The following is a 22,421-nucleotide window of genomic DNA, read 5'->3' on the forward strand; positions in this document are numbered from 1 at the left end:
AGCAAAAGGTATTCACCGCGACCATGCAAGGAGAGTAAATCCCCGTGTCCCGTCCTGTTGTTCTTATTGCCGATAAGTTGTCCCAGTCCACCGTCAATGCTCTCGGGGACGCCGTGGAGGTGCGCTGGGTCGATGGCCCCAATCGCGCCGAACTCCTTGCCGCCGTGCCGGAGGCGGACGCCCTGCTGGTGCGTTCCGCCACCACCGTGGATCGAGAGGTTCTGGAGGCCGCGCCGAAACTCCAGATCGTGGGCCGCGCCGGAGTGGGCCTGGATAATGTGGACGTGGAGGCCGCCACGGAGCGCGGCGTGATGGTGGCCAATGCCCCCACCTCTAATATCCACTCCGCCTGCGAGCACGCCATCGCGCTCCTGCTGGCCACCGCGAGGCAGATCCCGGCGGCCGATCGCACGCTGCGCGAGGCCACCTGGAAGCGTTCGGACTTCAAGGGCGTGGAGATCTTTGGCAAGACCGTGGGCATCGTGGGCTTTGGGCACATCGGCCAACTTTTTGCCCAGCGCCTCCGGGCCTTCGACGTCGCGGAGATCATCGCTTATGATCCCTACGCCAACCCGGCCCGCGCGGCCCAGTTGGGCGTGGAACTGACCGATCTTGAGGATCTGATGGGCCGCAGCGACTTTGTGACCATTCACCTGCCCAAGACCAAGGAAACCGCGGGCATGTTCGGCACGGAATTGCTCTCCAAGGCTAAGGAGGGGCAGATCCTGATTAACGCCGCGCGCGGCGGTTTGGTGGATGAGCAGGCCCTGGCGGAAGCCATTACCGCCGGGAAGATCCGGGGCGCGGGCTTTGACGTGTACGCCACGGAGCCGTGCACCGATTCCCCGCTCTTTGCCCTCGACGAAGTGGTGGTCACCCCGCACCTGGGTGCGTCCACGGTGGAGGCGCAGGATCGCGCGGGCACGGACGTGGCAGCCTCGGTGCTCAAGGCGCTGGCCGGGGAGTTCGTGCCGGACGCCGTGAACGTCTCCGGTGGCCGCGTGGGCGAGGAGGTCGCCGCCTGGATGGAACTCACCCGCAAGCTCGGCGCGTTGGCGAGTTCCCTGCTTGGGGCGGCCCCGGATACCGTGATCGTCTCCGCTCGCGGCGAACTTTCCACGGAAAAGGTCGAGGGGCTGGGTCTTTCCGCCCTGCGCGGGCTCTTCTCCGAGATCTCTCAGGTGCCGGTGACCTTTGTGAACGCCCCGCGTATCGCGGAGGAGCGCGGCGTGGAGTTGAAGGTGGAAACGCACACGGAGTCCGCCTTCCACCGCTCCGTGGTGGAGGTCAAGGTCATCGGTGCCGATGGTGCCCAGGCCAGCGTGATCGGCGCGCTCCCGGGGCTGGAGCGCGTGGAGAAGATCGTGCGGATCAATGGGCGCGGCGTGGACATGCGCGCCACGGGTCTCAACATCTTCCTGCGCTACACCGATGCCCCTGGTGCCCTGGGCACGGTGGGCTCCATGCTGGGCGAGCGCGGCATTAACATCGAGGCCGCCGCGCTGACCCAGGCCAGCAGCGGCGACGAGGCCATGCTGATCCTGCGCGTGCAGCAGGAGGTGCCGGAGGAGTTGCTGGATTCCATCGCCGGTGCCCTCGACGCCACGGCGTTCCAGCTTTCGCTGAATTAACGGGACGGTCGCGGTAGACTGACCTCACGTGTCCATCATGTGAGAAAGGAATCCCGCGACATGAAAATCGCCGTGATTGCCGGAGACGGCATCGGCCCCGAGGTCACTGCCGAGGCCCTCAAGGTGCTGCGCGCCGTGCGCTCCGACGTCGAAACCACCGAGTTCGACCTCGGCGCACGCCGCTACCTGCGCACCGGGGAATTGCTAAGCGACGCCGACCTCACCGCCCTCCGCGAGCACGACGCCATCCTGCTCGGTGCCATCGGCGCCCCCGGCGACGTACCTCCCGGTGTGTTGGAGCGCGGGTTGCTTCTCAAAATGCGCTTTGCGTTGGATCACCACGTGAACCTCCGACCCTCCGTGCTGTACCCCACGGCGGCGTCGCCCCTGGCTAATCCAGGGGAAATCGACTTCATCGTGGTCCGCGAGGGCACCGAGGGCCTCTACTGCGGTAACGGCGGCACCCTCCGCGAGGGCACGCCCCACGAGGTAGCCTCCGAGGTCTCACAAAACACCCGCTTCGGCGTGGAGCGCGTGGTCCGCGACGCTTTCCAGCGCGCCGCGCAGCGTCGCAAGCACCTCACCCTCGTGCATAAAACGAACGTGCTGGTCAATGCCGGTGGGCTCTGGCAGCGCACCGTGGACGAGGTGGCGCAGGAATACCCCGATGTGACCGTGGAATACAACCATATCGACGCCGCGACTATTTATATGGTCACCGACCCGCAGCGCTACGACGTGATCGTGACCGACAATCTCTTTGGCGACATCCTCACCGACCTGGCGGGAGCCATTACCGGCGGAATTGGCCTGGCGGCCTCCGGCAACATCGACGCCTCCGGGGAGAACCCCTCCATGTTTGAACCCGTGCATGGCTCCGCACCCGACATTGCGGGGAAGGGGATTGCCGACCCGACGGCGGCGATTCTTTCCGTGGCGCTCATGCTGCGACACCTGGGAGACGAACAAGGGGCGGAGCGCATTGAGAAGGCTGTGGCGCAGGATGTGGCAGGACGAGATGGGGCGGTGGTGACTGCCGAGGTGGGAGATCGGATCGCGGCGGCGGTGTGAGGCAGGAAAGTTATACGTAATTCCGGGTATAGTGTTGTGTTGCCGCAGGTAATTAAGTGTGTTCCCCGCGCTAGCGGGGATGAGCCCCTGAGCAGGTTTTGCTTGACGCATACCAGCGGGTGTTCCCCGCGCTAGCGGGGATGAGCCTGAAACTCTATTTCCCCAAGACTCTGTTCCTCAGTGTTCCCCGCGCTAGCGGGGATGAGCCCCATACTCCATATCCAGTGGGGTTGAGGAAACTGTGTTCCCCGCGCTAGCGGGGATGAGCCTACTCTTCCCAGCCGCATACGCTGATATCAAGTGTGTTCCCCGCGCTAGCGGGGATGAGCCCCAAGAAGAACAACACTAGATCCCTTAGTGAAAGTGTTCCCCGCGCTAGCGGGGATGAGCCCTGTGCGCAGAACTCACACATCTTCGCGCAGATGTGTTCCCCGCGCTAGCGGGGATGAGCCCAAGAAATCGTCCGGCTCATAGGGAACACGACGGTGTTCCCCGCGCTAGCGGGGATGAGCCGAGCATGGAGGTGTCAAGCATGGCGAAGCTTTTGTGTTCCCCGCGCTAGCGGGGATGAGCCCTCCCCCCTGGTGGCCTACCTAAAGATCGGGGTGTGTTCCCCGCGCTAGCGGGGATGAGCCCTACTTGGAGCGCACATTTTCTCACCACGGCACGTGTTCCCCGCGCTAGCGGGGATGAGCCCCCACTGACACCAAGGAAACCGAACCAGGTAAGGTGTTCCCCGCGCTAGCGGGGATGAGCCTTTTTGGCTAATGATAGATTTAGACAGGTGCTTGTGTTCCCCGCGCTAGCGGGGATGAGCCCAAGGAACCCTGTTGCGCGACAGCGACAACCGGGTGTTCCCCGCGCTAGCGGGGATGAGCCGGACGGAGAGATGGTCTCCGAACTCTACGCCGAGTGTTCCCCGCGCTAGCGGGGATGAGCCGGTAGCCCCCTTGGGGGAGCCTGGTTGGTCTTTGTGTTCCCCGCGCTAGCGGGGATGAGCCCATCTACCAGCACATGCACATGGTTAGGCATGAGTGTTCCCCGCGCTAGCGGGGATGAGCCGGACGAAAAGACAGGGGTGGAACACGACTCCGTGTGTTCCCCGCGCTAGCGGGGATGAGCCGGTCAGCGCGGGCCTGGGAAAGGTCTTGGGAGAGTGTTCCCCGCGCTAGCGGGGATGAGCCGCTTCCAGGAATTGTTGGCTACCCCTTTAGCTTGTGTTCCCCGCGCTAGCGGGGATGAGCCCTTCACCTTCAACCTCCTCGTTAAGGTCTGGCAGTGTTCCCCGCGCTAGCGGGGATGAGCCTTGCCTCAATGCTGTAATTTTAATATAATTCCCGTGTTCCCCGCGCTAGCGGGGATGAGCCTACTTGCGTGGCTTCGTCCTCGACTCCGGCACCGTGTTCCCCGCGCTAGCGGGGATGAGCCCCCCCACCACCCCACGACATAAGGAGAACCACCGTGTTCCCCGCGCTAGCGGGGATGAGCCGCTCGCTGTCGTTGCGGGATTTTCTTCTGTGCGGTGTTCCCCGCGCTAGCGGGGATGAGCCTACGGGAGGAGGTTTTGTATACGCTCCGCATCGGTGTTCCCCGCGCTAGCGGGGATGAGCCGTCTGGGCCGGGTGGTTCTTCTGCGATGGAGGAGTGTTCCCCGCGCTAGCGGGGATGAGCCGAACCTATCGCCATCTCCGCTACCGCAAGACCTGTGTTCCCCGCGCTAGCGGGGATGAGCCGACGTCCACAGGAAACATTCTCCACCAGAAGGAGTGTTCCCCGCGCTAGCGGGGATGAGCCCTGCCTACCCCATTTCACCAGTACCTCCCGCGCGTGTTCCCCGCGCTAGCGGGGATGAGCCGACGGAACCGTCACCGCCGCCGGACCCGCTTCCGTGTTCCCCGCGCTAGCGGGGATGAGCCCTCATCGAGGTTCTCCCCGTCGCGCGGAACCCAGTGTTCCCCGCGCTAGCGGGGATGAGCCGATCGACTACCGCACCACCGGCGGGTATGTAGTGTGTTCCCCGCGCTAGCGGGGATGAGCCCCCCGGAGATGATCGCTGATACCTGGCTGCTACGTGTTCCCCGCGCTAGCGGGGATGAGCCGCCTGGGGCCGTAAGCGCGACGAACCGATGATTGTGTTCCCCGCGCTAGCGGGGATGAGCCCTCGGTCGTGACCAGGGGAAACTCCCGCCTGATGTGTTCCCCGCGCTAGCGGGGATGAGCCGGTCGTTCAGCCCAAGCGCTATTGATTGCAGTGGTGTTCCCCGCGCTAGCGGGGATGAGCCGCGGCAGCCAGGCGGGTGAGCATGATCTCCATCGTGTTCCCCGCGCTAGCGGGGATGAGCCCTCCGCCCAGGGTCTATCCACCCTGACCAGTTTGTGTTCCCCGCGCTAGCGGGGATGAGCCCTCGCGCACGCCGCACACCACGCCACCCTGCTGGTGTTCCCTGCGCTAGCGGGGATGAGCCTATCGTGGCTGCTGGAAAGCCTAAGAGTTTCAAGTGTTCCCCGCGTTAGCGGGGATGAGCCGAGACCATGCATGTACGCTCCGCCACGATCATGGTGTTCCCCGCGCTAGCGGGGATGAGCCACCTCGCAGAGGAATTGCCCTGCGTGCGTGTCGAGTGTTCCCCGCGCTAGCGGGGATGAGCCCAATGGGGACTGCCCAGTCCTTGTCAGTACGTCTTGGGTGCTGTGTATCTATCGCGGATCGACGGTGATTGTTGGAGTGTAGTAACATACTTCAAGTGATGGGTGTCACGTGTTCTGTGTTGAGAGATTTTGTGTTGAGTAGCGGGAATGTGAAATCAAGGGAATGGCGATGTGAAAAAGAATTATAGTCTTTGTTGAGAAGTGTATGGAGAATTTGCAATGAGAGTTCCGGTCACTCGGGAAAGTATGGAACATGAATATGATTACGATCCAATTCCATTTAAGGTAGTTTCGTTTTTGTGGGACGAGCTTCCCCGTGATGTGCAAGCGCAAATTATTGATGATGGTCTGGTTGGGGAATGTTGGCCAGGCATGGATTATGCCTTGTGGTATGCTGCACATCATGATTTGATTGTCCCTGGCTATCTTCTTGATATGGTTGAGGAGGAAATGAATAAGACTGGAGACTATTGCGGTCTTATTTCCAGCATTGCAACGCTGCGTGCTACAAATTCAAAAATGGCATAGCTTAATGACTGTGCATGTTTTGGTAATTGTTCTTGCTTTTAGGGTTGGGTAATGTACTAGTTGCATCATGCATGAAGTGTAGATTGTTGCTATTTGTATAAATTTAATTCTGTAATCGTCTTTATGTTAGGGGTGCACCGTGTAAAAATTTATGCAGTGAACACATTTCTAATTGTCTATAATTGGAAAGGTGTGATTTTAGCACAAATCTTATATGGTCCGTGTAAAAATATATTGCTTAAATAGTAGCATTTTAACAATTAAAGGGAGGGGTATATGATTTATTATAGTGACGTCGAGCAACATCTCCAGGCGCTTAATCCGGAGGTTGCTAGTGAGGAGATTAGTGCAACCTATCGGTATATGTGTCAGCTATGCGCTTCTCAAGCGGAAGAACTGGCTAGGAAGGTGTGCGAGCAATGGGAAACTATATTGGGGGTCTGGCCAAGTTCTGCGGAATGGGAGCAGATTAATCATCGCGCTCAGATTGTCGCAGCGAGCCGCGTCTATCAGGATTTTCTCTCGCCGATTACTGAGGAGATTATAAATCGGGAGCTGGAGGAAGAAGAGGAGGAGATTGCTAGGATTCAGTCGGAATTACTTAATGATCCTATAGGTTGGATTACGGACTCTCATCTCGTCCATGTGGAACCCTGGATCAATGATCTTACGATTAAGGTCTGGCCCGAGGCTTCGCCCAGATGGCTGATGTACGCGGCAACGTACTGCCAGCGCCAGTATTATCTTCAATTGGCTCTGCCGGCAATTGACGCTCCTGAGATTAATAGTGTTCTAGCGGCTGATATTACTAATCATCTACGTGCTCAAAAAGTGGATATGCCGGAAACGAGGTAATCGCTGGTATTTATCTTGTCTAGGCCACTTTGGGATGAAAGGTTACGGGGGGGGGGATTCTCTTGCTGGATAATTTTCCGATGTTTCCGCCTATGTTTCCTCTTGTATAAATTTTAGGAAAGTGTATGGATGGAAAGGACCTCATCATGGCAAAAACTGTGATATATTCATGTCGCTCTCTGGTTCGAATGGCTGGCGGGGAGCGTTCAATAATGGCTGTCGAATTTTTCGACGCCGGATACGAATTTCAAGGGCGAAACGAGGATGATAATGCTAGCCGTGACTGACCTAGAGACGGGCCGGGTGTACTGGACGGCTACTCAATCCGCTGAGTATGTAGGAATTTCCCGTGCTACATGGGCTTCCTACGCCTCCCGTGGCCAGTGTCCCGCCCCCGTGGAGCGTTTTGAGGGCCTACGCCTCTGGGCCGCCGATGAGGTGCGAGCCTGGCACACCCAGCGCCCGTCGCAACGCCGAGGCCGGGATTGACCAAACCAGGGGAGCAGCCCCTACGCGGTGTCTCCTCTTAATCCCGCTTACTTCTCCTCGCAGATCATGCCGTCGGGCCCTTCCTTGCAGTTCACGTAGTGCTGCGTGGTTTCGCCGGGCTCGGCCCCCGGCTCAGATTCCACCAGTTCGCCCGGCACCACCTCTTCGTAGATCGTCTCCTCGATGTAGGTGATTTCCCTCGGCCCCTGGTGTTCCTCCTCCACGCGCTGAGGGGTCTGCGCGTCCTTCGGGGTTACGCTCACTCGCGCGGGCTCGTATTCTTCCTGTACCGGCGGGTGATTCTCGCGGGGCTTGCGTTCCTGATGATTCTCGGGTTTAGGCGATCCCTGCGAAGCCTCCGTGGGCCGTGTGGCTTCGGGCTGGGGGCTCTCAGGTCGCGCGGTCTCCGCGACCGCAGCCGGAGAAGCACTAGGCGAGGAATCCACCGCACTCGGAGTAGCGGTGGTGATCGTGACGGTGCTGGTGGCCGGGGTGTCTCCACCCGCAGCACCGCCTTTTTCTGCTGCTGGGGTGAGCAGTACCCCGAGTAGCAGCATGAGGGCACTCAGTATGACGATGAGGGGCCACCGGCGCGCCCGCGTCGAGGAGGCGGAGCGCTTCTCGCTGTAGAGCCACCACACACCGGGCAGGAGAATCGCGGCTCCTAGGAAGAGGTCGCGCAGGAAGAGATGGGAGGAAAAGGCCCCGCTGATGATGGTGATACCGCCGATGGCGGTGGCGGTCCAGGCGAGGACGTGCTTCCAGGTGGCGTGCTGGGTCATGGCAAAAAGAACGTGTCCTTTCCGCGCGGGAGGGAAGATACAGAAAGAACAATAGCGCCGCCCCATGAGTGCGGCGCTACGAAGCCCCCATACAGCGACTTAGCGCTTGGCAGCCACCAGCATTCTGTCGATGGAGGCGAGCACCTCATCGACGTGAGCGGGGTTGGCGCCGCGCTCCGAGCGCGCGGTGAGGAGTTCTGCCTGCGCGGCTTGAAGGGCTCCCAGACGAACCTTCCCGGCGGCCTCGCGCCATCGGCTGAGTTCCTCGCGGCGATCCTCGTCCTTATCAAACTGCCGCTCCAACCATCCGCTCATGGCCTCGGTGGCCTCCGGCGGCAGGTGCTGGGCCTCCTGCCGCATGTACCCATACGCGGCCTGCCAGGCGCGGCGTCGCAAAGCCTCCAGCGCTTCATCGCCGGCGGCGTCGGGCCCGGCCTCCAGGTTGAGCCTGCCCATGAGCCAGGGGAGGGTTAGCCCGGGAATAACCATGGTGCACAGCAGAACCACCAGCGCGATCACGGCGGCCTCGTGATGCAGGGTGGCGGAGATGCTGGCGGGAATGGAGAGCACCAGGGCGAGGGTGACCAACCCGTGCATACCCGCCCAGGTCATCAGCAGGACTTCCTGACGGCGCAGGGGCGCGGCGAACTCCCGGTTCTTGCGGGTGTTGTTGCGCAGGGCCAAAGAAAGCCACGCGAAGCGCACGATCATCGCCACGGCGGAGAGGGCCAATCCCACCCACACGGCGTGCCATATATCGGCCCCCACCTCGTCGATGGCGGCGCGCACGTTGAGGCCGATGAGCCCAAAGGCCACGCCGGTAAAGAGCATTTCCACGGGTTCCCAGAAGGCCTCGCCGCTGAGGCGATCTTCTGCGCCCAGGGAGGCCCGCGAGTTCATTTCCACGGCGGCGATCACGATGGCGATGACGCCGGAGGTCGCCACCTCCTCGGCCAGGATATACACGGCGAAGGGGAGCACCCAGGTAAAGGCGTTGCGGGCGGCGGTGTTGTCCACGTGGTCGGTAAACCAGGCCGCGCCGCGCCCCACCGCCAGGCCGATGATCACGGCACCCGCCACGGACCAGGCGAAACTCCCCAGCCCGTGCAGCCAGGAAAGCTCGGAACCGGCCAGGGCTGCGCCCAGGGCCACATGAAAGGCCACGATGGAGGCGGCGTCGTTAAAAAGCCCCTCGGTTTGCAGCGAGGTGGTGATCCGCTTGGGGATTCCCACGGGCTCGGCCACGGCGTCCACGGCCACGGGGTCGGGTGGGGCGAGTGCTGCGGCCAGGACGATGGCTCCGGCCACGCCCACGCTGGGGAGCAGGAGGAGAATCGAGCCGGTCAGGGCGGCGATGGTGGCAAAGACCAGGAGCACGGACATCCACACGATGGTGGAGAACTGCGTTTTAATCACCGACCACGAGGTGCGCCGCGCCAGCGCCCAGAGCAGTGGCGGCAGGAAGATCGGCAGCATGAGTTCGGCGGGAATATCGAGTTCCACCGGCACCGGCAGGAACACCCCGCCTGCGGCCACGAGGGTGAGCAGCACGGGCCAGGGCAATCCCAGGCGCTCGCCCAGGGCCACCACGATCACCGTGGCCAGGAGCAGGCCGCAGAGCATGAGGAGGATGGTCATAGTAGACATTTATACGCCGGGGCTTATCGACGCCCCGCTTGTTGTCCCGCTCACCGTACCCTGCGCTCACGCCGTGCAGTACGATATTCCCCATGCGTTTTGGTCGAATTGCAACTCCCGAGGGCATGTGCTTTTGCGTCGTGGATGACGAGGGCACCACTGCTAAACAAATTGAGGGCACGCCCTTTACCCCGCCGGTGTACACCGGCAAGGAATGGCCGCTGAGCGAGGTGCGCCTGCTGGCCCCGATGCTGCCGAGCAAGGTGGTGGCCATCGGCCGCAACTACGCCGATCACGTGGCCGAGGTGTTTAAGAAGTCCGCGGAAACCCTGCCGCCCACGCTCTTTCTCAAGCCGCCCACAGCGGTAGTGGGCCCCGGCGCGCCCATTAAGATCCCGGAGTTTGCCACCCGCGTGGAGTTCGAGGGCGAGTTGGCCCTGGTGATCGGCAAGCCGTGCAAGAACGTCAAGGCGCAGGACTGGCGCTCCGTGGTGTTGGGATTCACGGTGGTCAATGACGTTTCCTCTCGTGACCTGCAATTTGCCGATGGCCAGTGGGCGCGCGCCAAGGGCATTGATACGTTCTGCCCGCTGGGCCCCTGGATTGAGACGCACCTGGAGAACGTGGACGAGCTGCCGATCAAGGCCCGCCTCACCCACGACGGGGTGACGGAGATCAAGCAGGATTCCAACTCCAACCAGATGATCATGAACCTGGGCGAGATCATCGAGTTCATCACCGCCTCGATGACGCTGCTGCCCGGCGATATTATCTGCACAGGTTCCCCGGCGGGCACGGCGGCGATGGCACCGGGGGACTTCATCGAGATCGAGATTCCCGGCGTGGGCAAGCTGGGGAACCCGGTGGAGCGCGCCTAACCGGCCAGTCTTTGACGCGGGCCTCAGCGCAGCCGCGCGCCTTCGCTGAGGTCAAAGAGGTGGCGCAGAATCTCCCCGCCGCTGGCGCGCAGGCCGTTGTGCTCGTGCTCGCTGGTTACTAGCGTGCGCAGCGCGGGCATATGCCGCGCGGTATCCAGGGAGAACTCCAGGGGGACATAGGCGTCATAGGCGTAGATCGCGGCGGCCCCGCGCGCCTCCCGGATCGCCTCGGGGTCATAAAGGCGCGGCCAGGGGGTCGCCGCGATCTCCTTGGCGATGTTCCTCCAGGGGCGGAAGGCGGGAACGGTGTCGAGCCATTCGGGGTGGACGTGCTCCCCGGTGAGGAGGGTGGGGTCCTCGCGGTAATCCCGGGGCAGGGCGCGGTGGGCGGCCCAGTCGGTGGTGGCGCCGTTGGCGTAGCAGGATTCGTGCAGCACGAAGTACAGCGGGTTGCGGCCGTTGAAGGGGAGGGCGGCGGCGAGGTCGTGGGCAAAGGCGGGGGAGTCCCAGGGCAGGTCGAGCAACCCGTGGAGTTGAATCCAGCCGTCGTTGGTGCCCAGCAGATGGCCCACGCTGCGCAGGCGCGAGGGAGTGACCACCTCGGCGTCGGGAAGCACCAGTTCGCCCTGGGCCGCGCGCTCCATGAGTTCGGCCATGCGGGCGCGGTGCTCGGGGAAGCGCCGATAGTAGTCCTCGGTGTGCTGGCGCATGGAGGAATAGGTGGCGGCATAGATCTCCTCGGGGCTGTGGGTGAGCGAGGGCAGGCCGCCGGTGAAGAATGCCCGCTCGATAGATTCTGGATGCGCGCTGAGGTAGCGCAGCGCGCTGAACCCGCCGAAGGATTGCCCCAGCACGGACCACGTGCGCACGCCTAGGTGCTCGCGCAGGTCCTCGGCGTCCGCCACGATGGCGTCGGCACGCAGGTGACGCAGGTAGTCCGCGTCTTGGGGGCTGCCCACCGGCGCGGAGCGCCCCGTGCCGCGCTGATCGAGCAGCACCACCTGGTAGCGCTCCAGGGCCACGGGTGCCCAGGCGGGCCAGAGCCTGGGGGCCTCGCAGCCGGGGCCGCCCTGCAAGTAGAGCAGGTAGGGCAGGTGTGGATCGCGGCTGAGCACGCGGGCAAAGATCTCCACGCGGCGCGGGTCCTGCGGGTCGGCACGGTTGAGCGCAACGGTGAGGGTGTGTTCGGAGACGGTGATGTTCTTCATTGTTCTATGCCTACAGCGCCGAGTGGGCGCGCACAACTGCGCACAACTGTGCATAACCGGGCACAACGTCGGCGCGGCGGGTGTGGTGAAATAGGGGGCATGAGTGACATTCGCGTGAGATTCTGCCCCTCGCCCACCGGAACCCCGCACGTGGGCATGGTGCGCACCGCCCTGTTCAACTGGGCCTACGCCCGCCACACCGGCGGCCGCATGGTTTTCCGCATCGAGGACACGGACGCCGCGCGCGATTCCGAGGAGTCCTACCAGGCCATCATCGAGTCCCTGCGCTGGCTGGGGCTGGACTGGGACGAGGGCATTGACGTGGGCGGCCCGCAGGAGCCCTACCGGCAGTCGCAGCGTATGGACATCTACGCGGACGTGTTGAACAAGCTTATCGACGCCGGGGAGGTCTACCCCGCGTATTCCACCGCCGAGGAGGTCAAGGAACGCCACATCGCCGCCGGGCGCGACCCGCAGTTGGGCTACGACAACTTCGACCGCGACCTCACCCAGGAGCAGATCGACGCCTTCGAGGCCGAGGGACGTAAGCCCGTGTGGCGGCTGCGCATGCCGGATCACGACTGGTCCTGGCACGACCTGGTGCGCGGGGATATGACCTTCAAGGCGGAGACTCAGCCCGATTACGTGGTGGCCCGCTCCAACGGGCAGCCGCTGTACACCCTGGTCAATCCCGTGGATGACGCCCTCATGGGGATCACGCACGTGCTGCGAGGCGAGGATCTGCTCTCCTCCACGCCCCGCCAGCTGGCCCTGTATGAGGCCCTGATCCGCATTGGGGTGGCCACCAAGGTGCCGGAGTTTGCGCACCTGCCCTTTGTGATGGGGGAGGGGAATAAGAAGCTTTCCAAGCGCGATCCCGAGTCCAACCTTTTTAATCACGTAGAGGCGGGCATCATTCCGGAGGGCATGCTCAACTACCTGGCGCTGCTGGGGTGGTCCCTGTCCGCGGATAAGGACATCTTCTCCCGCGAGGAGATGGTGGCGGCCTTTGACGTGGCCGACGTACTGGGCAACCCCGCCCGTTTCGACCAGAAGAAGCTGGAGGCCATCAACGCCGATCAGATCCGTCTGCTCGATCCGGCGGATTTCCGCGAGCGCCTGCGCTCCTACCTCAGCGAGCACACGGACTTTCCAGCCGATTACCCGGAGGAGAAGTTCACCTTTGCCGCGGACCTGGTGCACACCCGGATCAAGGTGCTGGGCGATGCCTACGGCCTGCTGAAGTTCCTGGTGGTGGGGGATGAGGCCCTGGTGCTTGATGAGAAGGCCGCGCGCAAGAACCTCAAGGAGGACGCCGTGGCGGTGCTAGATACCTCCATCGAGCGCCTGGAGGCGCTGGGGGAGTGGACCCACCCGGAGATTGAACGGGTGCTTTCCACGGCGCTCATCGAGGAGATGGAACTCAAGCCCCGCAAGGCCTATGGCGCGTTGCGCGTGGGGATCACGGGCGCGGCGGTCTCCCCGCCGCTGTTCGAGTCGATGGAACTCCTGGGCAAGGAGTCCACCCTGGCTCGCCTGCGGGCCGCACGCGAAAACACTCCGTTTAGCGCCTAAATGCCCCGCGACCTGGCGGTTTGTGGGTACTCCGGGGTTATGGTTATAGTATTCCCCGTTGCACAGCGCGGAAACGCCGCTGGGAAGCAGCAATGGCCTATGGTGTAATTGGCAACACTACGGTTTCTGGTACCGTCATTCTAGGTTCGAGTCCTGGTAGGCCAGCAGCGATTTTATCGCCGCGCCCCGTTCGTCTAGTGGCCTAGGACGTCGGCCTCTCACGCCGGTAACACGGGTTCAAATCCCGTACGGGGTACTTCAAGTCCCCTCACCGAGATTATTCGGTGAGGGGACTTTTTATATTTCAAGGAGAAAAATTGCACACCTTCACCGACCCGGCCCGTCGCCGCCTGGGCACCGCCCTGTGGGTGGGAATCATCGCCGGGTTCTTCTCGGGAATCGTCAAGTTTGGTTGGGAGGTGCCCTTCCCGCCCCGCACCCCCGAGCGCAACGCCACCAATCCGCCCCAGGCGCTGCTGGAAATGCTCGGCATGAGTCCGGAGGCCACCCACGCCACCTACTCCTATCTGGGCAACGATCTGCCCTACGTGAGCTTCATTCTGCACTTTGCCTTTGCCATCTCCTTCGCGGTGTTCTATTGCCTGGTGGCGGAGTACTGGCCCGCCATCAAGATGTGGCAGGGGGCGGTATTCGGCGTGGTGGTCTTTGTGGCCTTTCACGTGGTGTTCATGCCGCTTGTGGGGGTGGTGCCCGCCCCGTGGGATCAACCGGCGGGGGAGCACCTCTCCGAGTTCTTTGGACACATCGTGTGGATGTGGAGCATTGAGATCGTGCGCCGCGATCTACGCAACCGTGCCACGGGAGAACCGGACGCCGAGGTTGCGTTGAATTAGCCTTGTGAGCAGGCAATTTGTCTGTTTCTTTGTGCTTACACTACTGTAATCCGAGTCAGCACGACGAGCCCCGTTCGTCTAGTGGCCTAGGACGCCGGCCTCTCACGCCGGTAACACGGGTTCAAATCCCGTACGGGGTACTTTTACTCCCTTTCGTGTATTGTGCGTGAAAGGGAGTTTTCCTATTCTGACCAGCCGTTCAGCCTATTCCCAGGCTTGCGCGGCGGACTCCTCTTTCGTCTAAAGTAGTGCGATGTGAAGCTCCTCAAAACCACCGTCGCCGCGATCGCGGCCAGTGTTTCCCTGCTCGCCGCTGGTAGTGCGGCCGCCGCACCGGCTTCGGCCTTTGACCTTCCCGCAGAACTCAGTTCCCTCTCGCAGCGCATCTTTGGCGGCGATCTCCGGGAGATCACCATTCCGGTGCCCAACGGGCCGGATCGCAGCTACCTGGTGAGCGTGAGCCGCAATTACGATCCCGTCAAGCCCCACCCCGTGCTGCTGGCCTTTGGTGGCTGGGGCGATAGCCCGGAGAAGTTCCGGGGCTACTCCAATTACGCCTCCTCCGGGGTGGCCGATGAAGCCATCGTGATCTATCCGCGCGGCATTGAGAACGCCTGGGCTGGCGGCCCCTACGCCAAGACCACTGCGGAGCAGGACATCACGGCGGTGCGCCAGATGGTGGATCAGGTATCCACGGTGCTGAACGTGGATCGCAGCCGCGTGTATGCGGCGGGCATGTCCAATGGCGGCGGCATGGCTGCCACCCTGGCCTGCAAGGCCCCGGATCTGGTGGCGGGTGTGGCCGTGGTTTCCGGCGCGTACTACCTGCCCACCAATGAGGACTGCTCCTCCGCGGCGGTGCCGTTCATGGATATTCACGGTGATGCCGATAGCACCGTGCCCTACGAGGGTGGGTCGCGCCACGGCGCCGCGGTGGCGGCTACCCGGGACGTGGTGGCCTCCTATGCCTCCCGCAATGGCTGCACGGGAGAGACTCAGAACGGCACGGCGACCTCGCACACGGGGTGCGCCCGCCCGGTGGAAGAGGTGCTGGTGCCGGGTGGCGGGCACGAGTGGTACTCCACCCCGAACGTGGCGGAGATGACCTGGAACTTCCTCAAGGGGCAGCGCAAGGCCTAACAGGGCCTAGAGCGCCTGGGAGAGGTGCCGCGCGGAATCGAGGATCGCGGCCCCCCAGAGTTCGCCGGGGCTGGGGCGCAGCCGCTCGGATACCCCGGAGAGGGAGAGCACGGCCAGGAACTCCCCGGCGGAGTTGCTGATGGGCGCGGAGAGGCTGGAAAGGCCCACCTCGCGCTCCCCGATGGAATCGGCCCAGCCGCGCTCTCTGACCTCGGAGAGCGCGGCGGCGTCAAAGGAGGCCTGGGGGAGAATGCTGTCGCGCAGATCGGGGGAGGCGTAGGCCAGGAATACCTTGGCCGCCGAGCCTGCCGTGAGCGGCATGCGGGAGCCGATGGGCACGGTGTTTTGCAGGCCGGAGGAGGGCTCTAGCGCGGCGATGCAGGTGCGGGAGGTGCCGGTGAGCTGGTAGAGCTGCACGGATTCCCCGGTGCGCTCCATCAGCGCAGTCATGGTGGGGGTGGCGGCGTCGATAAGCTGGTTTTTGGAGCGTGCCCCGATGGTGGTGAGCGTGGGACCGATGGTCCACTTGCCCTCGCTGGTGCGGGCGAGGATGCGGTGGGCTTCCAGGGCGGTGGCCAGCCGATGAGCGGTGGCGCGGGGGAGTTCGGTGGCCTCGCAGAGTTCCGTGAGGCTGCGGGGTTGATGCGCCACCGTCACCATGATGGAGACGGCGCGGTCGAGCACCTTGATCCCGGAGGCGTCGTAATGTCCCATACCGTGATCCTAGCATTCCGTGAGGTGGGAAGTTAGGGCAAGGTAAGGTGTGTGTGGCGATTGAATGGCGTATGGTGTCTCACATAGTGACATGCAGGTTCCACATACTGAAACAGGAGCGCCATCATGAGTGAGAAGCTGACGCTGGCCGAGAAGGTCTGGCGGGATCACATCGTCTCCCCCGGCAAGGACGGGGAGCCCGATCTCATCTACATTGACCTGCAACTCCTCCACGAGGTCACCTCCCCGCAGGCTTTCGACGGCCTGCGCATGACCGGCCGTAAGATCCGCCGCCCCGACCTGCACCTGGCCACCGAGGATCACAACGTGCCCACGGAGGGCGTGATCGGCGGCAACCTGCTGGACATCGCGGATCAGACCTCTCGCACGCAGGTGGCCACCCTGCGCAAGAACTGCGCGGAGTTTGGTATTCGCCTGCACCCCATGGGCGATGTTCGCCAGGGAATCGTGCACACCGTGGGGCCGCAGCTGGGGGCCACCCAGCCCGGTATGACCATTGTGTGCGGGGATTCGCATACCTCCACCCACGGGGCCTTCGGCTCGATCGCCATGGGCATTGGCACCTCCGAGGTGGAGCACGTGATGGCCACCCAGACGCTCTCGCTCAAGCCCTTTAAGACGATGGCCATCGAGGTATCCGGAACCCTGCAACCGGGGGTGACGGCCAAGGACTTGATCCTGGCCATCATCGCCAAGATCGGCACCGGCGGCGGACAGGGCCACATCATCGAGTATCGCGGGGAGGCGATCCGCCAACTCTCGATGGAGGCCCGCATGACCATCTGCAACATGTCCATCGAGGCGGGCGCCCGCGCGGGCATGATCGCGCCGGACGAGACCACCTTCGAGTACGTCAAGGGCCGCGAACTCGCCCCCACGGGCGCGGATTGGGACGCCGCCGTGGAGTATTGGCGCACCCTCCCCACGGACGAGGGTGCCACCTTTGACACCGTGGTACACATCGACGGCGATGCCCTCACCCCCTTTGTCACCTGGGGTACTAACCCCGGCCAGGGCCTGCCGCTTTCCGCCGCCGTGCCGGACCCGGAGGACTTCACCAACGAGGCGGACAAGGCCGCCGCGGCCAAGGCTCTGGACTACATGGACCTCACCCCCGGCACCCCGCTGCGCGATATTGCCATTGACACGGTGTTCCTCGGCTCCTGCACCAATGCCCGCATCGAGGACCTGCGCGCCGCCGCCGATATTCTGCGCGGCCGCCGCATCGCCCAGGGCCTGCGCATGATGGTGGTGCCCTCCTCCACGATGGTCAAGCAGCAGGCGGAAAAGGAGGGCCTGGATCGGGTGTTCCTGGAGGCCGGGGCGGAGTGGCGCACGGCGGGCTGCTCCATGTGCCTGGGCATGAACCCGGATCAGCTCAAGCCGGGGGAGCGCTCGGCGTCCACCTCCAACCGTAACTTCGAGGGACGCCAGGGCCCCGGCGGACGCACCCACCTTGTTTCGCCCCCGGTGGCGGCCGCCACCGCCATCGCCGGGCACCTGGCCAGCCCCGCGGACCTGGTATAAGCCAGCCCAAAAAGAGAGAGGATAAGGATCATGGAAAAGTTCACCACCCACACCGGCGTGGGCGTGCCGCTTCAGCGCAGCAACGTGGACACGGATCAGATCATTCCCGCCGTGTACCTCAAGCGGGTTACCCGCACCGGCTTCGAGGACGGCCTCTTTGCCAACTGGCGGGGCAACGATCCCGGCTTTGTGCTCAACCAGGACACCTACCGCCACGGCTCCGTGCTGGTGGCCGGCCCTGACTTTGGCACCGGCTCCTCCCGTGAGCACGCCGTGTGGGCGCTGATGGACTATGGCTTCCGGGTGGTGCTCTCTCCGCGCTTCGCGGACATCTTCCGGGGTAATGCGGGCAAGGCTGGTTTGCTGGCCGGGCGCATGGAGGAGAGCGATATTGAGTTGCTGTGGAAGCAGATGGAGCAGGAACCGGGCCTGGAACTCACCGTGAACCTGGATAATCGCACGGTGAGCGCGGGAGAGAACGTCTATCCCTTTGAGGTGGACGATTACACTCGCTGGCGGCTCATGGAGGGCCTGGACGATATTGGACTGACCCTGCGCAAGGAGGATCAGATCGCGGCCTTCGAGGGCACCCGCGCGGGCTTTAAGCCCAGGGTTACTTCACCGGCAGCGGACTAGCCAGGTATTCCGCCGCCACCAGGGCACCCTCGCGGAAGGAGAGTACCCAGCAACTGGCCTTCTTCGCTTGGGTGTCCTCGATGTTCAAGGCCCCCTTGGCGGCCAGGTGGGCCACCGCCTCGGGGATATACAGCCCCTGGCTAAACACCACGGAGGTGCCCCCGGCGGCGATGATCTCCTCCAACTTCCGCTGGGCCTGCGCCATATCGCTCACCCAACCCTGATCCCCATAGGCGGGGTTCACGGTGACGTCGAGGCTCAGCTCATCGGCCAGGGGGGCGGCGGTGAGTTGGCAGCGGTCGGGCCGGGCGCTATAGAGGGCGTCCGGTTGATAGGGCAGCAGCATGGGCACCAGCATTTCCGCCTGGCGGCGACCCTTTTTATCCAGGGGACGGCGATCATCGTCCCCGCCCCAGTTGCGCCGCTGGTGTGCGCGGCCGTGGCGCACCAGGATCACCCGCGAGGTGGCGCGCTCGTTGAGGTGGGCGGCGGCCGCGCGCACCACCTCCACGTCCACGTCGTAGCTGAGTAGGGTCTGGGCGGCGTCGATAGTCACCCAGCGCAGCTCGTCCACCTCGTCATTGGCCTGGAACTCCCCCTCGGTGACGTGCGCGGCCCAGTAGTACACCACCTTGGTGCGCTCGCCCACGGGATAGGTGACCTTGCCCAGCAGGTGATCCAGGGTGGGGCGGTAGCCGGTCTCCTCGTAGATTTCGCGGGCGGCGGTGGTGGGCAGGGATTCCCCGGGATCTACCTTGCCCTTGGGCAGGGACCAGTCATCGTAGTGCGGGCGGTGCACCACGGCCACCTGGAGCGTGTTCTTTTTCTCTTGCCACAGCACGGCACCGGCGGCCAGGGTGGTCTTGGGGAACTCGCTGGCGGGGTCCTTGGGGATACTGTGGTGCCTGCCGCTGAGGTAGATGGCGGCGGAGTGTGTGCTCACGAGAACGGTTCCTTCCCTTCCAGGCTGACGTGCTGCGCACTATTCTCCACGCCTTACCCCGCCCGCGCCACTGCGCTCGTGGCGCCGCCGTGCTCATGGCGCCACCGCGCCGTCATGCTCATGGTGTTCCGTGCCGGTATACCGCCGCCTTGCCGCGTCACGCGGCGGCGCCGGGGGAAACACTATGCTCTAGGGGGAAGTTATCCCGGGCACACCGGCGCGGGGTATGCGGGCCGGGCGGAACACCGAAAAGCCCGGTCGGGCAGTGTACGGCGGAGAAAAGGAGCGCACAGATGGTGGCGGTAGCGGTGATGGGGGCGGGGTCCTGGGGCACCACCCTGGCTAAGGTCTTTGCGGACGCGGGCAACACCGTGCGCCTGTGGGCCCGGCGCGAGGAGGTGGCCCAAGGCATCAACGCCGAGCACCGCAACCGCGATTACCTGCCCGAGATCGTGCTTCCAGAGCGGGTGCGTGCCAGCGCCGATCCACAGTGGGCCCTGAATCACGCCGAGATCGTGGTGCTGGGCGTGCCCAGCCAGACCCTGCGCGCCAATTTGGCGCAGTGGGGCGAGGCGATTCCGCAGCGCGCCACGGTGGTGAGCATCTCCAAGGGGGTGGAGATGGGCACCGGCAAGTTGATGAATCAGGTGATCGAGGATTCCGGAATCGAGCACGGCCGCATTGCCGTGCTCACCGGACCGAACCTGGCCAAGGAGGTGGCCCAGGAACAGGTGGCGGCCACCGTGATCGCCTGCGCGGATACCCAGCGGGCGGTGGCGGTGCAGCACGCGGTGTCCACGGATTACCTGCGCCCGTACACCAACGCGGACGTGATCGGCTGCGAGGTGGGCGGGGCGTGCAAGAACGTGATCGCCGTGGCCTGCGGCATCGCCACCGGGCTGGGGCTGGGGTATAACACGCTGGCTACCGTGATCACCCGGGGCCTGGCGGAGATCACCAGGTTGGGTCAGGCGCTGGGTGCGCAGCCGCGCACCCTGGCCGGGCTGGCGGGCCTGGGTGATCTGGTGGCCACGTGTTCCTCCTCTCTTTCCCGCAATCACCGCTTTGGCGTGCGCCTGGGGGAGGGCGGCAGCATGGAGGAGGCGCGTGCGGCCACGGGCGGGCAGGTGGCGGAGGGGGTGGTGTCCTCCACCTCCATCGCGCAGTTGGCCCGCGAGCACGGCGTGGATATGCCTATTACTCAGGCGGTTCATGCGGTGTGCCACGATGGAATGTCGGTGGAGGCGATGATGACCTCGCTGATGGAACGATCAAAGAAAGCAGAGTACTAAGTAATGATGGCGGAGAAAGTCCGTGTGGCCGTGATCTATGGCGGCAATTCCCCCGAGCATTCCATCTCCTGTATCTCCGCTGCGGCGGTGATGAGCCACCTGGATACGCAGCGCTACGAGGTCATTCCGGTGGGTGTGACGCGCCGGGGCCGATGGGTGGTGGGCACCACCGATCCTGCGGGAGACGCGGAGTTGCCCGAGGTGGCCGAGGCCGAGGAGATCGCCCTGAGCCTCGACCCGGAGCACCGGGGGGCGCTGCGCTTTACCGACGGCCGAGGCACCTACGCCACCGCCGATGTGTTCTTCCCGGTGCTGCACGGCCCCTGCGGGGAGGACGGCACCATTCAGGGGCTCTTCGAGCTGGCCGGGGTGCCTTATGTGGGGCCGGGGGTGCTGGCCTCGGCCTGCGGCATGGATAAGGAATATACCAAGAAACTCGTGGTGGCGGCGGGCCTGCCGGTCACCGCCGAGGTGGTGCTGCGCGGGGAGGAGACCCTCACGGAGGAGCAGCAGGGGCACCTGGGCCTGCCGGTGTTTGTCAAGCCCGCGCGCGGCGGCTCGTCCATCGGCATCTCCAAGGTGGAGCGCTGGGAGGATCTGGCGGCGGCCGTGGAACTGGCCCGGCGGCAGGATACCAAGGTGATCGTGGAGGCGGAGATCACCGGGGCGGAGGTGGAGGTGGGCGTGCTGGAATACCCGGATGGCACGCTGGTGGCCTCGGAGCCCGCGCGGTTGATCGGTACGGAGGATTCGGAGGAGGGCTTCTACGGCTTTGACACCAAGTATCTGGATAACGTGGTCTCGGCGGAGATCCCGGCCCAGCTTCCGGCGCAGACCATCGCGCAACTCAAGGACATGGCCTTGACGGCCTTTAGGGCCCTGAACTGCAAGGGCCTGGCCCGCGTGGACTTCTTTGCCACGGAATCCGGCCCCATGCTCAATGAGATCAACACGCTGCCGGGCTTTACCCCCATCTCCATGTACCCCAAGGTCTTTGCCGCCAGCGGGGTGGAGTATCAGGATCTGCTCGGCGTGATGGTGGATACGGCCCTGGCCAGCGGCCAGCCCACCAAATAACGGAAAGCAGCGGATCTACTCAGCCGCCGCCAGGTTCGCGGTCATGGCGGCGCTGAGTTCCACCAGGGGGGTGTTACCCACCGAGGGGGGAATGGAGGCCGCCACGATGGCCTCGCGGCCCAGGCCGTAGAACACGCCGTTATCGTTGAGCCACGGGATTTCGTCGATCTGCGTGAGTTGCTCCCCGGCCTCGTAGGCGGCGGGCATGTCCACCCCGCAGGCGAGGTCAATGGGGTCACCACCGGGGGCGGTCCACACGGCCTTGGCATCGGTTTTTTCGTGCAGCGCGTGATCGCCCAGTTTCTCGGGCAGGTTGTTCATCAATCGGGCGCAGCGCGCGCCCTCGGGGGTGGCGGTGTCATCGAGGGGCAGCGGGCGTGGTTCGCGCCGCTGCTCCGGGAGGTCGGCCACGGCGGCGGAGACGGCCTCGGTGGGGTTGAAGCCCTCGGCGGTGATCGCCACCGTGGGGCCGCGATCCACGGCGTACCAGGTGCTCAGGTCCGTCTCGGAATCGGAGACCTGAAGCCACCGCACGCCGTCGATCGTCTCCGTGGTGGAGACCCTGGTGTACTGCTCGGGGGAATGAACCCCGCAGCGCAGCGTCACCCGATCCTGCGAGGTGCGCGCCCAGGCCACGGCCCCGGCGGGGGCGGGGTCCGCGAGGTCGGCGCGGCTATAGTCCCCGATCTCGCCGGGCAGGCGCTCCAGCAGCGCGGTGCAGGCGGCGGAGGTGGCCTCGGGGGCGTCGATAGTAGAAAGCGTCACCGGCTGATTGGCGGCGCGCTCAAACACCACCCGCGCCCCCACGATGGCGCCGAGCACGGCCACCACGGCCAGGATCAGCGCCAGATAAATGGGGGTGCGGTTAAACTCAGATGCTGTGTTATCGAGGCTATCCACGCTACGAGAGTCT

19 protein-coding genes, 3 tRNA genes and 1 CRISPR repeat array are annotated in these 22,421 nt (G+C 64.1%); of the genes, 16 read left to right on the forward strand and 6 right to left on the reverse strand.

Going from position 1 to position 22,421, the window contains the following annotated elements:
• Positions 1–44: 44 nt before the first annotated feature.
• The 5 genes from serA (at position 45) to OLW90_RS04925 (ending at position 7,223) form a co-directional block, all read left to right on the forward strand.
• On the forward strand, positions 45–1,631 hold the full coding sequence (serA, locus tag OLW90_RS04905) for a phosphoglycerate dehydrogenase (protein ID WP_319651636.1): 1,587 nt from the start codon (positions 45–47) through the stop codon (positions 1,629–1,631).
• 60 nt (positions 1,632–1,691) lie between these two features.
• On the forward strand, positions 1,692–2,702 hold the full coding sequence (locus OLW90_RS04910; protein WP_319651637.1) for a 3-isopropylmalate dehydrogenase: 1,011 nt from the start codon (positions 1,692–1,694) through the stop codon (positions 2,700–2,702).
• Between the two features lie 58 nt (positions 2,703–2,760).
• Positions 2,761–5,351: direct repeats of the CRISPR family, unit length 28 nt; unit sequence GTGTTCCCCGCGCTAGCGGGGATGAGCC.
• 219 nt (positions 5,352–5,570) lie between these two features.
• Positions 5,571–5,879 (forward strand): hypothetical protein, encoded by a 309-nt coding sequence (locus OLW90_RS04915; RefSeq protein ID WP_319651638.1) that lies wholly within the window; start codon positions 5,571–5,573, stop codon positions 5,877–5,879.
• A gap of 276 nt (positions 5,880–6,155) precedes the next feature.
• The gene (locus OLW90_RS04920) at positions 6,156–6,734 is read left to right on the forward strand and encodes a hypothetical protein (RefSeq protein ID WP_319651639.1); all 579 of its coding nucleotides are present in this window, start codon (positions 6,156–6,158) and stop codon (positions 6,732–6,734) included.
• A gap of 279 nt (positions 6,735–7,013) precedes the next feature.
• A complete protein-coding gene (locus OLW90_RS04925) occupies positions 7,014–7,223 on the forward strand; it encodes a helix-turn-helix transcriptional regulator (RefSeq protein WP_413464536.1) in 210 nt (69 codons plus the stop codon).
• Between the two features lie 47 nt (positions 7,224–7,270).
• Here OLW90_RS04925 and OLW90_RS04930 read toward each other — a convergent pair whose 3' ends face one another.
• Both OLW90_RS04930 and OLW90_RS04935 read right to left on the reverse strand, forming a co-directional pair.
• Positions 7,271–8,005: a hypothetical protein gene (locus OLW90_RS04930; RefSeq protein ID WP_319651641.1), complete on the reverse strand. Its 735-nt coding sequence runs from the start codon at positions 8,003–8,005 to the stop codon at positions 7,271–7,273.
• Positions 8,006–8,104: 99 nt separating this feature from the next.
• Positions 8,105–9,643, reverse strand: coding sequence for a sodium:proton antiporter (locus OLW90_RS04935; protein ID WP_319651642.1), 1,539 nt, complete (start codon positions 9,641–9,643; stop codon positions 8,105–8,107).
• A gap of 92 nt (positions 9,644–9,735) precedes the next feature.
• On the opposite strand from OLW90_RS04935, the gene OLW90_RS04940 reads away from it, so the two are divergent.
• Positions 9,736–10,521 (forward strand): fumarylacetoacetate hydrolase family protein, encoded by a 786-nt coding sequence (locus OLW90_RS04940; RefSeq protein ID WP_319651643.1) that lies wholly within the window; start codon positions 9,736–9,738, stop codon positions 10,519–10,521.
• 23 nt (positions 10,522–10,544) lie between these two features.
• On the opposite strand, the gene OLW90_RS04945 is transcribed toward OLW90_RS04940, so the two are convergent.
• Positions 10,545–11,729, reverse strand: coding sequence for an alpha/beta fold hydrolase (locus tag OLW90_RS04945; RefSeq protein WP_319651644.1), 1,185 nt, complete (start codon positions 11,727–11,729; stop codon positions 10,545–10,547).
• A 99-nt stretch (positions 11,730–11,828) separates the two neighbouring features.
• On the opposite strand from OLW90_RS04945, the gene gltX reads away from it, so the two are divergent.
• The 6 genes from gltX to OLW90_RS04975 all read left to right on the forward strand — a co-directional run bounded on the left by gltX (position 11,829) and on the right by OLW90_RS04975 (position 15,298).
• Positions 11,829–13,304 carry a glutamate--tRNA ligase gene (gltX, locus tag OLW90_RS04950; protein ID WP_413464489.1) on the forward strand — a complete coding sequence of 492 codons (1,476 nt, stop codon included), beginning with the start codon at positions 11,829–11,831 and terminating at the stop codon, positions 13,302–13,304.
• A 93-nt stretch (positions 13,305–13,397) separates the two neighbouring features.
• A tRNA-Gln gene (locus tag OLW90_RS04955) sits at positions 13,398–13,469 on the forward strand.
• Between the two features lie 18 nt (positions 13,470–13,487).
• A tRNA-Glu gene (locus tag OLW90_RS04960) sits at positions 13,488–13,560 on the forward strand.
• 61 nt (positions 13,561–13,621) lie between these two features.
• Positions 13,622–14,158: a YagU family protein gene (locus tag OLW90_RS04965; protein ID WP_319651645.1), complete on the forward strand. Its 537-nt coding sequence runs from the start codon at positions 13,622–13,624 to the stop codon at positions 14,156–14,158.
• 67 nt (positions 14,159–14,225) lie between these two features.
• A tRNA-Glu gene (locus OLW90_RS04970) sits at positions 14,226–14,298 on the forward strand.
• A gap of 115 nt (positions 14,299–14,413) precedes the next feature.
• A complete protein-coding gene (locus OLW90_RS04975; RefSeq protein WP_319651646.1) occupies positions 14,414–15,298 on the forward strand; it encodes an alpha/beta hydrolase family esterase in 885 nt (294 codons plus the stop codon).
• Between the two features lie 6 nt (positions 15,299–15,304).
• Here the strand turns inward: OLW90_RS04975 and OLW90_RS04980 are convergent, their stop codons facing one another.
• Complete coding sequence (locus OLW90_RS04980) at positions 15,305–16,012, reverse strand: IclR family transcriptional regulator (protein ID WP_319651647.1); 708 nt, start codon at positions 16,010–16,012, stop codon at positions 15,305–15,307.
• A 126-nt stretch (positions 16,013–16,138) separates the two neighbouring features.
• Between OLW90_RS04980 and leuC the strand changes: the two genes are divergently transcribed.
• Together leuC and leuD are read left to right on the forward strand one after the other, a co-directional pair.
• Complete coding sequence (gene leuC / locus OLW90_RS04985; protein WP_319651648.1) at positions 16,139–17,560, forward strand: 3-isopropylmalate dehydratase large subunit; 1,422 nt, start codon at positions 16,139–16,141, stop codon at positions 17,558–17,560.
• 30 nt (positions 17,561–17,590) lie between these two features.
• Positions 17,591–18,196, forward strand: coding sequence for a 3-isopropylmalate dehydratase small subunit (gene leuD, locus OLW90_RS04990; protein ID WP_319651649.1), 606 nt, complete (start codon positions 17,591–17,593; stop codon positions 18,194–18,196).
• On the opposite strand, the gene OLW90_RS04995 is transcribed toward leuD, so the two are convergent.
• On the reverse strand, positions 18,174–19,139 hold the full coding sequence (locus OLW90_RS04995) for an NUDIX hydrolase (RefSeq protein WP_319651650.1): 966 nt from the start codon (positions 19,137–19,139) through the stop codon (positions 18,174–18,176). The genes leuD and OLW90_RS04995 overlap by 23 nt on opposite strands.
• Before the next feature lie 293 nt (positions 19,140–19,432).
• On the opposite strand from OLW90_RS04995, the gene OLW90_RS05000 reads away from it, so the two are divergent.
• Both OLW90_RS05000 and OLW90_RS05005 read left to right on the forward strand, forming a co-directional pair.
• Positions 19,433–20,431, forward strand: coding sequence for an NAD(P)H-dependent glycerol-3-phosphate dehydrogenase (locus OLW90_RS05000; RefSeq protein ID WP_319651651.1), 999 nt, complete (start codon positions 19,433–19,435; stop codon positions 20,429–20,431).
• Between the two features lie 6 nt (positions 20,432–20,437).
• Positions 20,438–21,508 carry a D-alanine--D-alanine ligase family protein gene (locus OLW90_RS05005; RefSeq protein ID WP_319651830.1) on the forward strand — a complete coding sequence of 357 codons (1,071 nt, stop codon included), beginning with the start codon at positions 20,438–20,440 and terminating at the stop codon, positions 21,506–21,508.
• Positions 21,509–21,523: 15 nt separating this feature from the next.
• On the opposite strand, the gene OLW90_RS05010 is transcribed toward OLW90_RS05005, so the two are convergent.
• Positions 21,524–22,408: a DUF3515 domain-containing protein gene (locus OLW90_RS05010; protein WP_319651652.1), complete on the reverse strand. Its 885-nt coding sequence runs from the start codon at positions 22,406–22,408 to the stop codon at positions 21,524–21,526.
• Positions 22,409–22,421: the final 13 nt, after the last annotated feature.

The sequence above is a fragment of the Corynebacterium sp. 21KM1197 genome (assembly GCF_033783015.1).
GTDB lineage: Bacteria > Actinomycetota > Actinomycetes > Mycobacteriales > Mycobacteriaceae > Corynebacterium.